This is a genomic window from Citrobacter sp. RHBSTW-00017 (assembly GCF_013797615.1).
GTDB lineage: Bacteria > Pseudomonadota > Gammaproteobacteria > Enterobacterales > Enterobacteriaceae > Citrobacter > Citrobacter braakii.
Map to the genome: position 1 here is coordinate 4,708,181 of NZ_CP056899.1, position 16,385 is coordinate 4,724,565.

General features: G+C 53.6%; 7 protein-coding genes and 3 rRNA genes. 2 read left to right on the forward strand and 8 right to left on the reverse strand.

From position 1 onward, the window contains the following. Nucleotides 1–139: 139 nt before the first annotated feature. Nucleotides 140–3,823 (reverse strand): methionine synthase, encoded by a 3,684-nt coding sequence (metH, locus tag HV037_RS22735; protein ID WP_094761858.1) that lies wholly within the window; start codon nucleotides 3,821–3,823, stop codon nucleotides 140–142. A gap of 195 nt (nucleotides 3,824–4,018) precedes the next feature. Here metH and iclR point away from each other — a divergent pair, with 195 nt between their 5' ends. Continuing rightward, complete coding sequence (iclR, locus tag HV037_RS22740) at nucleotides 4,019–4,843, forward strand: glyoxylate bypass operon transcriptional repressor IclR (protein ID WP_047357748.1); 825 nt, start codon at nucleotides 4,019–4,021, stop codon at nucleotides 4,841–4,843. Between the two features lie 17 nt (nucleotides 4,844–4,860). Here the strand turns inward: iclR and aceK are convergent, their stop codons facing one another. The 4 genes from aceK to metA form a co-directional block, all read right to left on the reverse strand. Beyond that, complete coding sequence (aceK, locus tag HV037_RS22745; protein WP_016155427.1) at nucleotides 4,861–6,588, reverse strand: bifunctional isocitrate dehydrogenase kinase/phosphatase; 1,728 nt, start codon at nucleotides 6,586–6,588, stop codon at nucleotides 4,861–4,863. A 102-nt stretch (nucleotides 6,589–6,690) separates the two neighbouring features. Next, a complete protein-coding gene (aceA, locus tag HV037_RS22750; RefSeq protein WP_049268477.1) occupies nucleotides 6,691–7,995 on the reverse strand; it encodes an isocitrate lyase in 1,305 nt (434 codons plus the stop codon). A gap of 35 nt (nucleotides 7,996–8,030) precedes the next feature. After that, the gene (aceB, locus tag HV037_RS22755) at nucleotides 8,031–9,632 is read right to left on the reverse strand and encodes a malate synthase A (RefSeq protein ID WP_103284363.1); all 1,602 of its coding nucleotides are present in this window, start codon (nucleotides 9,630–9,632) and stop codon (nucleotides 8,031–8,033) included. 268 nt (nucleotides 9,633–9,900) lie between these two features. Next, entirely contained in the window at nucleotides 9,901–10,830 is a 930-nt protein-coding gene (metA, locus tag HV037_RS22760) for a homoserine O-succinyltransferase (RefSeq protein ID WP_016155321.1), read from the reverse strand. 152 nt (nucleotides 10,831–10,982) lie between these two features. On the opposite strand from metA, the gene HV037_RS22765 reads away from it, so the two are divergent. Further along, complete coding sequence (locus HV037_RS22765) at nucleotides 10,983–11,294, forward strand: hypothetical protein (RefSeq protein ID WP_103284364.1); 312 nt, start codon at nucleotides 10,983–10,985, stop codon at nucleotides 11,292–11,294. Between the two features lie 46 nt (nucleotides 11,295–11,340). Here the strand turns inward: HV037_RS22765 and rrf are convergent. The 3 genes from rrf to HV037_RS22780 form a co-directional block, all read right to left on the reverse strand. Then, nucleotides 11,341–11,456 (reverse strand): 5S ribosomal RNA (gene rrf / locus HV037_RS22770). A 98-nt stretch (nucleotides 11,457–11,554) separates the two neighbouring features. After that, nucleotides 11,555–14,461: ribosomal RNA gene (locus HV037_RS22775) — 23S ribosomal RNA — on the reverse strand. Between the two features lie 234 nt (nucleotides 14,462–14,695). After that, a 16S ribosomal RNA gene (locus HV037_RS22780) occupies nucleotides 14,696–16,237 on the reverse strand. The 16S, 23S and 5S rRNA genes sit together here, the layout of an rRNA operon. Nucleotides 16,238–16,385 lie beyond the last annotated feature (148 nt).

Genomic DNA, 16,385 nt, shown 5'->3' on the forward strand with positions numbered 1-16,385 from the left:
TATCAGGCCGACAAAAATGTGCCATCCGGCAAGCAGTACCGATGAACGTTCTTTCAGTATAAGGGTTTAAACGTAATAAAGAGACAAGGCACTCATTGAGTGCCCTGTTTGTTGTAAATAAAGATGACAGTTTTGTGAATCAGTCAGCGTCATAGCCCAGATTAGGCGCTAACCAACGTTCGACTTCCGCCACGCTCATGCCTTTACGGAAGGCGTAATCTTCAACCTGATCGCGCTGGATTTGCGCCACGGCGTAGTACTTGCTGTCTGGATGACTGAAATACCAGCCGGAAACCGACGCACCTGGCCACATCGCGAAGGATTCGGTGAGCTTCATCCCGGTGTGCGCTTCTACATCCAGCAGTTCCCAGATGGTGGCCTTTTCGGTGTGTTCCGGGCAAGCCGGATAGCCCGGTGCCGGGCGAATTCCCTGGTAGTTTTCGCGGATCAGTTCCTCGTTACTGAGGTTCTCATTCGCCGCATAGCCCCAGTAGACTTTACGCACGCGCTCGTGCAGATATTCCGCGAACGCTTCCGCCAGGCGGTCGGCGATCGCTTTCACCATGATCTTGTTGTAGTCGTCATGCTGGGCTTCGAAGGCGTCCGCCAGTGCATCTTCCTCCAGACCGCCGGTAACTGCGAAAGCACCGATGTAATCCGCTTTGCCACTCAGTTTCGGCGCAACAAAGTCAGACAGGCAGTAGTTGGCGAAACCGACTTTTTCCGTCTGCTGGCGCAGGTGATGACTGACGTTGATGACGTGCGTACGCGTCTCGTCACGGTAAATCTCGATGTCGTCCCCCACGCGGTTAGCCGGGAACAAGCCCACCACGCCGCGCGGATTCAGTGTCTTCTCAGCGCTGAGTTTATCCAGCATGTCATTGGCGTCTTTGAACAGACGTTTCGCCTCTTCTCCCACCACCTCATCTTCGAGGATGCGCGGGTATTTCCCGGCCAGCGACCAGGTCATAAAGAACGGCGTCCAGTCGATGTAGTTGCGCAGCGTTTCGATGCTGGCTTCAACGCTCTGTACGCCGAGGCGGTGCGCCACCGGCGGCGTGTAGTTTTCCCAGTCGAAGGCCAGATCGTTGTCGCGGGCAGCCTGTATCGTTACTGGTGGGGTCCGCGGTTTCTTACGCGCATGCTGGATACGCACGGTTTCGTACTCTTTACGCGTACGGGCGACAAAGTCATCGCGCTGAGTGTCAGAGAGGAGTGCGGCGACTACGCCAACGGTACGCGAGGCGTTCTGCACATAAACCGTCGGGCCACTGTAGTTCTGCTCGATTTTCACCGCCGTGTGCGCTTTTGAGGTGGTCGCGCCGCCAATCAGCAACGGAATAGTGAACCCCTGACGCTCCATCTCTTTCGCCACGTTGACCATTTCGTCCAGCGACGGGGTAATCAGCCCGGAAAGACCAATCAGATCGGCATTCACTTCACGTGCCGTTCTGAGGATTTTCTCCGCTGGCACCATCACGCCAAGATCGACGATTTCGTAGTTGTTACATTGCAGCACCACACCAACGATGTTTTTGCCGATATCGTGCACATCGCCTTTCACGGTAGCAATGACCATCTTGCCGTTGCTGGAGCCTTTCTCTTTGCTGGCCTCAATGTACGGTTCGAGGTAGGCCACCGCCTGCTTCATCACGCGGGCGGATTTCACCACCTGCGGCAGGAACATTTTGCCCTCGCCAAACAGATCGCCAACCACGTTCATCCCGTCCATCAGCGGCCCTTCAATCACCTCGATCGGACGCGCGGCCTGCTGGCGAGCTTCTTCAGTATCCTGCTCAATAAATTCGGTAATGCCTTTCACCAGCGAATATTCGAGGCGCTTTTTCACGTCCCAACTGCGCCATTCCGCCATCTGGGCATTGGCAGTGTCATCAGTTTTGCTACCGCGATATTTCTCAGCCAGCTCCAGCAGACGCTCGGTGCCATCGTCACGACGGTTGAGGATCACATCTTCAACCGCATCGCGCAGCTCGGCGGGCAGGTCGTCGTAAATCGCCAGTTGTCCGGCGTTGACGATCCCCATATCCATGCCGTTGCGAATGGCGTAGTAAAGGAATACCGCGTGAATGGCTTCACGAACCGGGTCGTTACCACGGAAGGAGAACGACACGTTGGAGACGCCGCCAGAGATCAGCGCGTGCGGTAGTTCGCGTTTGATGTCCTCACAGGCACCGATAAAGTCCTGGGCGTAGTTGTTGTGCTCATCAATCCCGGTCGCGACCGCAAAGATGTTCGGGTCGAAGATAATGTCTTCCGGCGGGAATCCTACCTCTTCGGTAAGAATGTTGTACGCCCGACGGCAAATCTCAATTTTACGCGCTCGGGTGTCGGCCTGCCCCTGCTCGTCAAAGGCCATCACCACCACTGCGGCACCGTAGCGTCGCAGCAACTTCGCGTGGTGGATAAAGGTCTCAACCCCCTCTTTCATCGAGATGGAGTTAACGATGCCTTTACCCTGAATGCACTTCAGCCCTTTTTCGATGACGTCCCATTTCGAGGAGTCGATCATAATCGGCACGCGGGCGATATCCGGCTCACCGGCGATAAGGTTGAGAAAACGCACCATCGCCGCTTCGGCGTCGAGCATCCCCTCATCCATGTTGATATCGATAATCTGTGCGCCACTTTCCACCTGCTGACGGGCGACATCCAGCGCTTCGTTGTATTTCTCTTCTTTGATCAGTCGCTTAAATTTCGCCGAACCGGTGACGTTGGTACGCTCGCCGACGTTCACAAACAGGCTATCGTCGCCAATATTCAACGGTTCAAGGCCAGACAGACGGCAGGCTACCGGGATTTCCGGCAAGCGGCGCGGCGGCAAGCCTTCCACTGCGCGGCTCATCGCGGCGATGTGTTCCGGCGTGGTGCCGCAGCAGCCGCCGACCACGTTGAGGAAGCCCGCTTGCGCCCACTCGCGTATTTGCGCCGCCATGGTGTCGGCATCGAGATCGTATTCGCCAAAGGCGTTCGGCAACCCGGCGTTCGGGTGCGCGGTAACGTAGCATTCGGCAATGCGCGACAGTTCCTGCACGTACTGGCGCAACTCGTCCGGGCCTAAGGCGCAGTTCAGACCGAAGGTTAGCGCATCGGCGTGGCGCAGTGAGTTATAGAACGCTTCAGTTGTCTGACCGGAGAGCGTACGCCCGGAAGCATCGGTGATGGTGCCGGAGAGCATAATCGGCAACTCAACGCCCAGCGCTTCAAATTCGGTTTTAACCGCGAAAATAGCGGCTTTGGCGTTCAGGGTATCGAAGACGGTTTCAATCAGGATCAGGTCGCTGCCACCTTCCACCAGCGCTTTGGTGGATTCACGGTAGGCGGCCACCAGCTGATCAAAGGTAATATTGCGGTAAGCTGGGTCGTTGACGTCAGGCGAGATAGACGCCGTACGGTTGGTTGGGCCGAGCACGCCCGCGACATAACGCGGTTTTTCCGGTGTGCGTGCCGTCCATTCGTCTGCCGCTGCGCGCGCCAGTTTGGCTGCCGCAAAGTTGATTTCCGCCGACAGGGATTCCATCTGGTAATCCGCCATGGCGATAGTCGTGGAGTTAAAGGTGTTGGTTTCGATGATATCCGCGCCCGCCTCAAAATAGGCGTTATGGATGGCGGCGATCACCTCAGGTTTGCTGAGCACCAACAGGTCGTTGTTGCCTTTCAGATCGCACGGCCAGTCGGCAAAGCGTTCGCCGCGGAAATCCTCTTCGCTCAGACGATATCCCTGGATCATGGTGCCCATACCGCCGTCCAGCACCAGAATACGTTCATTTAACTGCTGACGTAATTGTTCAACTTTGCTGCTCACACTCGCTCCCGACAACGCTCAACCAGACCGAAAAAAACTCAACAGACCATACTGGCACAAACCTGAGAGGTGGAAAAGAGAACAACGGCCAACATGAGACATGTTCAGCTTCACTCATCCGATCAGTACAGGAATTCTTGCATTATAATTGAATAAAACGAAAATGATTTCCACGATACAGAAAAGGAGTCCGCCATGGTTGCCACAATCCCCGCGAAACGCGGTAGAAAACCCGCCGCTGCTACCACGCCTGCAACCGGGCAGGTTCAGTCTCTGACCCGCGGCCTGAAGCTACTGGAGTGGATTGCGGAATCCAACGGCAGCGTGGCGCTAACCGAGCTGGCACAGCAGGCCGGCTTGCCAAACTCCACGACTCACCGTTTGTTGACCACCATGCAGCAGCAAGGATTTGTCCGTCAGGTGGGTGAATTAGGCCACTGGGCCGTGGGTGCGCATGCGTTTATCGTCGGCAGCAGCTTTTTGCAAAGCCGTAATTTGCTGGCGATTGTCCACCCGATCCTGCGCAAGCTGATGGAAGACTCCGGTGAGACGGTAAACCTGGCCGTGCTGGATCAAAGCGACCATCAGGCCATTATTATCGACCAGGTGCAGTGTACCCAGCTGATGCGCATGTCCGCGCCTATCGGCGGCAAACTGCCGATGCACGCCTCCGGTGCGGGTAAGGCGTTTTTATCCCAACTGAGTGAAGAACAGGTGACTGGCCTGCTGCACCGTAAAGGGCTGCACGCTTACACCCACGCCACGCTGGTGTCGCCGGTGCATCTGAAAGAGGATTTAGCCCAGACGCGCAAGCGCGGCTACTCCTTTGATGATGAGGAGCATGCGCTGGGTCTGCGCTGCGTGGCGTCGTGCATTTATGATGAACACCGCGAGCCGTTTGCCGCTATTTCCATCTCCGGACCCATTTCGCGCATTACCGACGATCGAGTGACCGAGTTTGGCGCCATGGCGATCAAAGCGGCGAAAGAAGTCACGCTGGCATACGGCGGATTTCGTTAAGAAAGGGTTGCCGGACATCAAGCCGCAAATCTGATGCAAAACCGCTGTTTGCGCCGGTAGGCGTAAACATCTTCCACGTGCCCTTCACGGATCCGCGTTTGCAGACCTCGCCAGTAGTCGGCGCTGAACAGGTCAGCATGCATCTCTTCAAATAGCGGCCCGATACGCGGGTCAGCGCATAGCCAGTGACGAAACTCTTCCGGGAAGACATCCCCCGGGGATACGCTATACCACGGTTCAGCGCTCATCTCATCTTCCGGGTAGCGCGGCGGCGGGATATGGCGGAAATTCACCTCAGTCATGTAGCAAATTTCATCGTAGTCGTAGAACACCACGCGCCCGTGGCGAGTCACGCCGAAGTTCTTAAACAGCATATCGCCGGGGAAAATATTGGCGGCGGCCAGCTGACGAATGGCATTGCCGTACTCTTCAATTGCATCGCGCAGTTGCTGGCCTTCGACCTGCTCCAGCCAGATATTCAGCGGCACCATCCGTCGTTCGATATACAAATGGCGAATGACAATCTGCTCGCCGAGATCGGTAATTTTTTCCGGGGCTTCCTGTAGCAACAGCGCCATCAGCGACGGATCGATTTGCCGTTTATCCAGCACAAAGTTCTCGAACTCCTGAGTATCAGCCATCCGCCCGACACGATCGTGCTCCTTGACCAGTTGATAACAGGCGCGGACGTGGGCGGCCGACATCTCTTTTTGCGGCGCAAATTTGTCTTTGATGACTTTAAAGACGCGGTCGAAGCCTGGCAGGGTAAATACCAGCATCACCATGCCGCGGATCCCCGGCGCTTCGATAAATTGCTCATCGCAATGGGCAAGATAGAGCAGATATTCGCGGTAACTTTCGGTCTTCGCGTGTTTCTGACAGCCGATCGCCATATACAATTCAGCGGTGGTTTTACCGGGCAGGATCTCGCGCAGCCACTCCACTAACGCGGCGGGCAGCGGGGCGTAAACCATAAAATACGAGCGGGCGAAGCCAAACACGATACTGGCTTCCGCCGTCGTGGTCAGGCAGGTATCGACAAACAGTTCGCCCTCGTCAGTACGGTGAATTGGCAGTAAAAACGGCAGCGTCCCGGAAGGGGTAATCAACTTACCGACCAGCCAGGCGGCCTTGTTGCGATAAAACAGTTCGTTCGCCACCTGCAAATGACTGCGCTGCAACACATCCGCCCCCAGCGTTTCGGTCAGGTGTTCGATGATGTAGTGGATATCCCGATGTCTGTTCTGCCACGGCAGACGCAAGGGCAGATCGCTGAGGACGCGCGTAAGCAGCCACTCCCAGCCGGTATCGGGAAAAAAGTCTTTCGCCAACGGGCGTGGGATCGTGCGAAAACGGCGCTCTGGCTGAGAGCTGAAAATAAACAGTCGCTCGGGAGTCAGCGAGCGGTGGTCAAATAACCGGCAATAGACGGAGTTAAAGAAACTCTCCGCAATCTCGAAGCGTGGGTAATCTGGCAATAGCCGGGTGTAATGCTCTTTCACGCGAAGTAAAAAATCCGCGTCGGTACTTTTGCCATCAGTAATGCAGCGCAGTTGCTCCACCACCAGACCCACATGATGATCGTAAAGGTGGATACGGCTTTTCATCGCCTGCTGAACCGCGTGCCAGTCGGCATGTTCAAAACGCTGCTGCGCGCCGGAGGTCACTTCCAGAAAACGCCCGTACTGGGCGTCGAAACCTTGCAAAATCGTCTGAGCAATCAGTAATTCCAGGCCACGCGTCATCAATTTCTCCCATCCGGCACAATGTCATGCCGGATGGCGCGTTCGCTTATCCGGCCTACATCCCTTCGTAGGCCCGGTAAGCGCAGTGCCACCGGGCATTGATCAAAACTGCGATTCTTCAGTCGAGCCGGTCAGCGCGGTCACTGAAGAAGTGCCGCCCTGAATGATGGTGGTTACTTTGTCGAAATAGCCTGTCCCTACTTCCTGCTGATGGGACACGAAGGTGTAACCATCTTTAGCCGCCGCAAATTCCGGCTGCTGAACCTTCTCAACGTAGTGGCGCATGCCTTCACCCTGCGCATAGGAATGCGCGAGGTCGAACATGTTGAACCACATGCTGTGAATACCCGCCAGCGTAATGAACTGGTATTTGTAACCCATATCGGACAGCTGTTGCTGGAAGCTGGCAATGGTTTTGTCATCCAGGTTTTTCTGCCAGTTAAACGATGGCGAACAGTTGTAGGCCAGCAGTTTGCCTGGGAATTTCGCATGAATAGCATCGGCAAAGCGCTTCGCCAGTTCGAGGTCCGGCGTGGAGGTTTCACACCACACCAGATCCGCATACGGTGCGTAAGCCAGGCCACGGCTGATCGCCTGCTCAATGCCCGCATGCGTACGGTAGAACCCTTCGCTGGTACGTTCGCCAGTGATGAACTCGCTATCGTATGGGTCGCAATCAGACGTAATCAGATCGGCTGCGTCAGCATCGGTACGCGCAATCACCAGCGTCGGAACGCCCATAACGTCTGCAGCCAGACGGGCTGCCACCAGTTTCTGGATAGCTTCCTGAGTCGGCACCAGGACTTTACCGCCCATGTGACCACATTTTTTCACCGATGCGAGCTGATCTTCGAAGTGAACGGCCGCTGCACCAGCCTCAATCATCGATTTCATCAGTTCAAACGCGTTCAGTACCCCGCCAAAACCCGCTTCCGCATCGGCAACGATCGGCAGGAAGTAATCCACATAGCGCGGATCGTTCGGCTCAATACCGGTTGACCATTGGATCTGATCGGCACGACGGAATGTGTTATTGATCCTGTCCACCACCGCCGGAACGGAGTTCGCTGGATACAACGATTGATCCGGATACATGCTGGACGCCAGGTTGGCATCTGCCGCCACCTGCCAGCCTGAAAGGTAGACCGCTTCAATACCAGCTTTCGCTTGCTGCAGCGCCTGACCACCAGTCAGCGCACCGAGGCTGTTGATATAACCTTTCTTCGATTCGCCGTGTAGCAGACGCCACATTTTCGCCGCGCCAAGCTGCGCCAGCGTGCATTCCGGGTTGACCGAGCCACGTAATTTCACCACTTCCTCCGCGCTGTAGGGGCGGGTGATTCCTTCCCAACGCGGTTGAGTCCATTCTTGCTGTAATTCTTCGATTTGTTGAGTACGGGTTTTCATGTGCAGATGCTCCATTAGGATAAATTGTGGGTAAATTAGGCCAACAGGCGGTAGCCCGGTAACGTCAGGAAGTCAATTAACTCGTCGGAAGTGGTGATTTGCTCCATCAGGCGCGCGGCATCGTCAAAACGCCCGCTGCTGTAGCGGTGTTCCCCCAGTTCGTCCTGAATCACCAACATCTCTTCGGCCAGCATCTGGCGGAACAACGGTTTGGTAACCGGTTTGCCGTTGCTGAGCGTTTTCTGGTGGTGGATCCACTGCCAGATGGAAGTACGAGAGATTTCGGCGGTGGCCGCATCTTCCATCAGACCATAAATCGGTACGCAGCCATTACCGGAGATCCACGCTTCGATGTACTGCACCGCGACACGAATGTTGGCACGCATACCTTCTTCAGTACGCTCACCTTCACAGGGTGCCAGCAATTGTTCTGCGGTAATCGGCGCATCTTCTTCACGGGTCACGAACAGCTGATTTTTGTTTTCACCGAGTACGTCGTTGAACACCGCCATTGCGGTATCTGCCAGTCCTGGATGGGCAATCCATGTGCCGTCATGACCGTTATTGGCTTCCAGCGCTTTGTCCGCTTTTACCTTGGTCAGAACCTGGTTGTTACGTTCCGCATCTTTGCTGGGAATGAACGCGGCCATGCCGCCCATCGCGAACGCGCCGCGTTTATGACAGGTTTTAATCAGCAGACGCGAATACGCACTGAGGAATGGCTTATCCATCGTCACCACCTGACGATCCGGCAACACGCGATCCGGGTGGTTCTTTAGGGTTTTGATATAGCTGAAAATGTAGTCCCAGCGACCGCAGTTCAGGCCCACAATGTGGTCACGCAGCGCGTGCAGAATTTCGTCCATCTGGAAAACGGCTGGCAGCGTTTCAATCAGCAGGGTCGCTTTAATTGTGCCGCGCGACAGATTAAAGCGATCCTCTGCATAGCTGAACACTTCGCTCCACCATGCCGCTTCTTGCCAGGCCTGCGTTTTGGGTAGATAGAAATAAGGGCCACTGCCTTTTGCTAGCAACGTTTTGTGGTTGTGGAAGAAATAGAGGGCGAAGTCGAACAGGCTGCCCGGGATCGATTCGCCACGCCAGGTGACGTGTTTTTCCGGCAGATGCAGACCGCGAACGCGGCACACTAACAGGGCCGGATTGGGTTTGAGTTGATAAATTTTACCGGCTTCGTTGGTGTAGCTAATGGTGCCATTGACTGCATCGCGCAAGTTGATCTGCCCGTCGATAACTTTGCTCCACTCAGGAGCCAGCGAATCTTCAAAATCAGCCATAAAGACTTTGACGTTCGCGTTCAGCGCGTTGATAACCATCTTGCGCTCAACCGGTCCGGTAATCTCTACACGGCGATCCAGTAAATCATCAGGAATACCGCGAACTTTCCAGTTACCTTCACGAATGGAAGCTGTTTCCGAAATAAAGTCAGGCAACTTACCGTCATCAATATCCTGCTGCTGCTGGATACGTGCAGCCAGAAGTTTATTCCGCTTTGGCGTAAATCTTGTCACCAGCTCGGTCAGAAACTCCACCGCTTCAGCGGTCAGAATCTGCTGTTCCTGTTCGCCACGCGGCCTGGTGAAGATCAGTTCATCGGTTGTCGTTGCCTGTTGATTCATTGCGTAGTTCCTCGTCATTGATCCAAACACATCCCCAATGCGAACGAAGGATCGTTGTGCGGTTTTCGTTCAGCACAACTAAGACTACTCATTTAAATTTCAAAATCAAAAACAATTTCCATTTTTAATTTAATTATCAATTAACCTATTGATAACAATATAAATAAAATTTAATTACACAGTGAGGTGCGTTTCGGAAATAAAAAAGGCACCCGAAGGTGCCTGATTCAACATGCTGAAACGCTTAAGGATCGTCTGTTACAGAAGATTAATCCAGCGTTGGATTCATGTGACGTAGATCATATGGCGTGATCTGGTAAACGTAATAGTTGAGCCAGTTGGTAAACAACAGATTGCCGTGGCTACGCCAGGTTGCCCGCGGTTTATTTTGCGGGTCATCTTTTGGGAAGTAGTTATAGGGCACTTCCGGCGTTAAGCCCGCTTCGACGTCACGAAAATATTCACTGCCGAGTGTATGGGCGTCATATTCAGGATGGCCCGTTACGAAGGCGATACGTTTATCTTTGCTGGCAAACAGGTAGGCATCTCCCTCTTCTGTTTCGGCAAAAATCTCGAGATCGGTGTAGTCCCTGATAAGGGCAGCAGGAAAATCGGCATAGCGCGAATGCGGGGCCAGGAACGCATCATCAAATCCACGCGTCAGCAGCGCATGAGGATGAAGAATATGGTGCTCATAGACGCCTGAGAGTTTATCCGTACGGGTTTGCTTGGGAATTCCGTACAAGATATTTAATGCAGCTTGCACCGCCCAACAGACAAAGAGCGTCGATGTAACATGATCTTTCGCCCATTCAAGCACTTGTTTAATCTGCGGCCAGTAAGCCACGTCATTAAATTCAACCAGACCCAACGGCGCGCCGGTCACGATTAGCCCATCAAAGTTCTGATCGCAGATATCCTCGAAATTACAGTAAAAGTTATTCAGATGCTCCGTAGGGGTGTTGCGTGACTCGCGGGCATCAATGCGCAATAGCTGAACATCTACCTGCAGCGGTGAGTTAGAGAGTAAACGCAGGAACTGGTTTTCCGTTTCAATCTTCTTGGGCATCAGGTTGAGGATGAGCACCTTCAGTGGACGAATTTCCTGACCAGAAGCGCGAGATGACGTCATCACAAAGACGTTTTCCTCACGCAAGAAATTGACGGCGGGTAGCTCGTCCTGCACGCGAATTGGCATAACCTGATAACCTCACTACATACGTTTAAACGTTTAGACATCCAGATAGCTGAAGATACCCAGGAATCATGCGAATGTCGAGCCTGCATCCTCAAGTTGAGAAAGTTTCACGGCTCCTTGCTGTAGATTAGTGCAGTAAAGAAAAAAGGAGAATGCTATTCGTCGTTCGCGCAACAGGCAATGTGCTGCCGGGAGAGCCTGGTGTGCTGCGCTTCTCAGGCCTGAACACCGGTTACAACATGATGGGCTGGATAAAATGGTACGCTGCATCCGGCAGTTCTCACTCCCTGCAGACGCAAAAAAAGCCCATCCGGCAGGATGGGCTTCTTCACTTGTTTGATGCCTGGCAGTTTATGGCGGGCGTCCTGCCCGCCACCCTCCGGGCCGTTGCTGCGCAACGTTCAAATCCGCTCCCGGCGGATTTGTCCTCCTCAGGAGAGCACTCACCGACAGACCACAGATAAAACAAAAGGCCCGGTCTTTCGACCGGGCCTTTCGCTTTTATTTGATGCCTGGCAGTTCCCTACTCTCGCATGGGGAGACCCCACACTACCATCGGCGCTACGGCGTTTCACTTCTGAGTTCGGCATGGGGTCAGGTGGGACCACCGCGCTACAGCCGCCAGGCAAATTCTGTTTATCAACACACCTCTCGGGTCTGTCGATGTCATCTGTAATCAAGCTGAATTTCGATGTCTCATCCGCCAAAACATCTTCGGCGTTGTAAGGTTAAGCCTCACGGTTCATTAGTATCGGTTAGCTCAACGTATCGCTACGCTTACACACCCGACCTATCAACGTCGTCGTCTTCAACGTTCCTTCAGGACCCTTAAAGGGTCAGGGAGAACTCATCTCGGGGCAAGTTTCGTGCTTAGATGCTTTCAGCACTTATCTCTTCCGCATTTAGCTACCGGGCAATGCCATTGGCATGACAACCCGAACACCAGTGATGCGTCCACTCCGGTCCTCTCGTACTAGGAGCAGCCCCCCTCAATTCTCCAGCGCCCACGGCAGATAGGGACCGAACTGTCTCACGACGTTCTAAACCCAGCTCGCGTACCACTTTAAATGGCGAACAGCCATACCCTTGGGACCTACTTCAGCCCCAGGATGTGATGAGCCGACATCGAGGTGCCAAACACCGCCGTCGATATGAACTCTTGGGCGGTATCAGCCTGTTATCCCCGGAGTACCTTTTATCCGTTGAGCGATGGCCCTTCCATTCAGAACCACCGGATCACTAAGACCTGCTTTCGCACCTGCTCGAGCCGTCACTCTCGCAGTCAAGCTAGCTTATGCCTTTGCACTAACCTCCTGATGTCCGACCAGGATTAGCTAACCTTCGTGCTCCTCCGTTACTCTTTAGGAGGAGACCGCCCCAGTCAAACTACCCACCAGACACTGTCCGCAACCCGGATCACGGGTCTACGTTAGAACACCAGCCATTAAAGGGTGGTATTTCAAGGTTGGCTCCATGCAGACTGGCGTCCACACTTCAAAGCCTCCCACCTATCCTACACATCAAGGACCAGTGTTCAGTGTCAAGCTATAGTAAAGGTTCACGGGGTCTTTCCGTCTTGCCGCGGGTACACTGCATCTTCACAGCGAGTTCAATTTCACTGAGTCTCGGGTGGAGACAGCCTGGCCATCATTACGCCATTCGTGCAGGTCGGAACTTACCCGACAAGGAATTTCGCTACCTTAGGACCGTTATAGTTACGGCCGCCGTTTACCGGGGCTTCGATCAAGAGCTTCTCCTTACGGATAACCCCATCAATTAACCTTCCGGCACCGGGCAGGCGTCACACCGTATACGTCCACTTTCGTGTTTGCACAGTGCTGTGTTTTTAATAAACAGTTGCAGCCAGCTGGTATCTTCGACTGATTTCAGCTCCATGAGTAAATCACTTCACCTACATATCAGCGTGCCTTCTCCCGAAGTTACGGCACCATTTTGCCTAGTTCCTTCACCCGAGTTCTCTCAAGCGCCTTGGTATTCTCTACCTGACCACCTGTGTCGGTTTGGGGTACGATTTTGTGTTACCTGATGCTTAGAGGCTTTTCCTGGAAGCAGGGCATTTGTTACTTCAGCACCGTAGTGCCTCGTCATCACACCTCAGCGTTAACAAGACTCCGGATTTACCTGGAATCTCCGCCTACATGCTTAAACCGGGACAACCGTCGCCCGGCTAACATAGCCTTCTCCGTCCCCCCTTCGCAGTAACACCAAGTACAGGAATATTAACCTGTTTCCCATCGACTACGCCTTTCGGCCTCGCCTTAGGGGTCGACTCACCCTGCCCCGATTAACGTTGGACAGGAACCCTTGGTCTTCCGGCGTGCGGGTTTTTCACCCGCATTATCGTTACTTATGTCAGCATTCGCACTTCTGATACCTCCAGCATGCCTCACAGCACACCTTCAACGGCTTACAGAACGCTCCCCTACCCAACAACACATAGTGTCGCTGCCGCAGCTTCGGTGCATGGTTTAGCCCCGTTACATCTTCCGCGCAGGCCGACTCGACCAGTGAGCTATTACGCTTTCTTTAAATGATGGCTGCTTCTAAGCCAACATCCTGGCTGTCTGTGCCTTCCCACATCGTTTCCCACTTAACCATGACTTTGGGACCTTAGCTGGCGGTCTGGGTTGTTTCCCTCTTCACGACGGACGTTAGCACCCGCCGTGTGTCTCCCGTGATAACATTCTTCGGTATTCGCAGTTTGCATCGGGTTGGTAAGTCGGGATGACCCCCTAGCCGAAACAGTGCTCTACCCCCGAAGATGAGTTCACGAGGCGCTACCTAAATAGCTTTCGGGGAGAACCAGCTATCTCCCGGTTTGATTGGCCTTTCACCCCCAGCCACAAGTCATCCGCTAATTTTTCAACATTAGTCGGTTCGGTCCTCCAGTTAGTGTTACCCAACCTTCAACCTGCCCATGGCTAGATCACCGGGTTTCGGGTCTATACCCTGCAACTTAACGCCCAGTTAAGACTCGGTTTCCCTTCGGCTCCCCTATTCGGTTAACCTTGCTACAGAATATAAGTCGCTGACCCATTATACAAAAGGTACGCAGTCACCCCATAAAGAGGCTCCCACTGCTTGTACGTACACGGTTTCAGGTTCTTTTTCACTCCCCTCGCCGGGGTTCTTTTCGCCTTTCCCTCACGGTACTGGTTCACTATCGGTCAGTCAGGAGTATTTAGCCTTGGAGGATGGTCCCCCCATATTCAGACAGGATACCACGTGTCCCGCCCTACTCTTCGAGTTCACAACACATGCACTTTTGTGTACGGGGCTGTCACCCTGTATCGCCGGACTTTCCAGACCGTTCCACTACCACACATGCTGATTCAGACTCTGGGCTGCTCCCCGTTCGCTCGCCGCTACTGGGGGAATCTCGGTTGATTTCTTTTCCTCGGGGTACTTAGATGTTTCAGTTCCCCCGGTTCGCTTCATTACGCTATGTATTCACGTAATGATAGTGTGACGAATCACACTGGGTTTCCCCATTCGGAAATCGCCGGTTATAACGGTTCATATCACCTTACCGACGCTTATCGCAGATTAGCACGTCCTTCATCGCCTCTGACTGCCAGGGCATCCACCGTGTACGCTTAGTCGCTTAACCTCACAACCCGAAGATGTTTCGTAAAACACTTCAGTGTTGCGAAAATTTGAGAGACTCGGACACACCGCTTTTCATTTCTTGTTTACGGAGAAATGAAACAGTGTGTCGTTTCAATTTTCAGCTTGATCCAGATTTTTAAAGAGCAAAACTTCTTAATGCACTCGAAAGTACATTCAGAAGTTCATCATTCATCAGACAATCTGTGTGAGCACTACAAAGAACGTTTCTTTAAGGTAAGGAGGTGATCCAACCGCAGGTTCCCCTACGGTTACCTTGTTACGACTTCACCCCAGTCATGAATCACAAAGTGGTAAGCGCCCTCCCGAAGGTTAAGCTACCTACTTCTTTTGCAACCCACTCCCATGGTGTGACGGGCGGTGTGTACAAGGCCCGGGAACGTATTCACCGTGGCATTCTGATCCACGATTACTAGCGATTCCGACTTCATGGAGTCGAGTTGCAGACTCCAATCCGGACTACGACATACTTTATGAGGTCCGCTTGCTCTCGCGAGGTCGCTTCTCTTTGTATATGCCATTGTAGCACGTGTGTAGCCCTACTCGTAAGGGCCATGATGACTTGACGTCATCCCCACCTTCCTCCAGTTTATCACTGGCAGTCTCCTTTGAGTTCCCGGCCGGACCGCTGGCAACAAAGGATAAGGGTTGCGCTCGTTGCGGGACTTAACCCAACATTTCACAACACGAGCTGACGACAGCCATGCAGCACCTGTCTCAGAGTTCCCGAAGGCACGTTCGCATCTCTGCAAACTTCTCTGGATGTCAAGAGTAGGTAAGGTTCTTCGCGTTGCATCGAATTAAACCACATGCTCCACCGCTTGTGCGGGCCCCCGTCAATTCATTTGAGTTTTAACCTTGCGGCCGTACTCCCCAGGCGGTCGACTTAACGCGTTAGCTCCGGAAGCCACGCCTCAAGGGCACAACCTCCAAGTCGACATCGTTTACGGCGTGGACTACCAGGGTATCTAATCCTGTTTGCTCCCCACGCTTTCGCACCTGAGCGTCAGTCTTTGTCCAGGGGGCCGCCTTCGCCACCGGTATTCCTCCAGATCTCTACGCATTTCACCGCTACACCTGGAATTCTACCCCCCTCTACAAGACTCTAGCCTGCCAGTTTCGGATGCAGTTCCCAGGTTGAGCCCGGGGATTTCACATCCGACTTGACAGACCGCCTGCGTGCGCTTTACGCCCAGTAATTCCGATTAACGCTTGCACCCTCCGTATTACCGCGGCTGCTGGCACGGAGTTAGCCGGTGCTTCTTCTGCGAGTAACGTCAATTGCTGCGGTTATTAACCTCAACACCTTCCTCCTCGCTGAAAGTACTTTACAACCCGAAGGCCTTCTTCATACACGCGGCATGGCTGCATCAGGCTTGCGCCCATTGTGCAATATTCCCCACTGCTGCCTCCCGTAGGAGTCTGGACCGTGTCTCAGTTCCAGTGTGGCTGGTCATCCTCTCAGACCAGCTAGGGATCGTCGCCTAGGTGAGCCGTTACCCCACCTACTAGCTAATCCCATCTGGGCACATCCGATGGCAAGAGGCCCGAAGGTCCCCCTCTTTGGTCTTGCGACGTTATGCGGTATTAGCTACCGTTTCCAGTAGTTATCCCCCTCCATCGGGCAGTTTCCCAGACATTACTCACCCGTCCGCCACTCGTCACCCAAGGAGCAAGCTCCTCTGTGCTACCGTTCGACTTGCATGTGTTAGGCCTGCCGCCAGCGTTCAATCTGAGCCATGATCAAACTCTTCAATTTAAGTTTGATGCTCGTGAATTAAACTTCGTAATGAATTACGTGTTCACTCAGAGACTTGGTATTCATTTTTCGTCTTGCGACGTTAAGAATCCGTATCTTCGAGTGCCCACACAGATTGTCTGATAAATTGTTAAAGAGCAGTTGCGAC

Excerpts from the sequence above, each read along its gene's own strand:
- aceK (WP_016155427.1), bottom strand. The coding sequence starts at position 6,588 with ATGACGCGTGGCCTGGAATTACTGATTGCTCAGACGATTTTGCAAGGT.
- iclR (WP_047357748.1), top strand. The coding sequence starts at position 4,019 with ATGGTTGCCACAATCCCCGCGAAACGCGGTAGAAAACCCGCCGCTGCT.
- metA (WP_016155321.1), bottom strand. The coding sequence starts at position 10,830 with ATGCCAATTCGCGTGCAGGACGAGCTACCCGCCGTCAATTTCTTGCGT.
- aceB (WP_103284363.1), bottom strand. The coding sequence starts at position 9,632 with ATGAATCAACAGGCAACGACAACCGATGAACTGATCTTCACCAGGCCG.
- HV037_RS22765 (WP_103284364.1), top strand. The coding sequence starts at position 10,983 with ATGCTATTCGTCGTTCGCGCAACAGGCAATGTGCTGCCGGGAGAGCCT.
- aceA (WP_049268477.1), bottom strand. The coding sequence starts at position 7,995 with ATGAAAACCCGTACTCAACAAATCGAAGAATTACAGCAAGAATGGACT.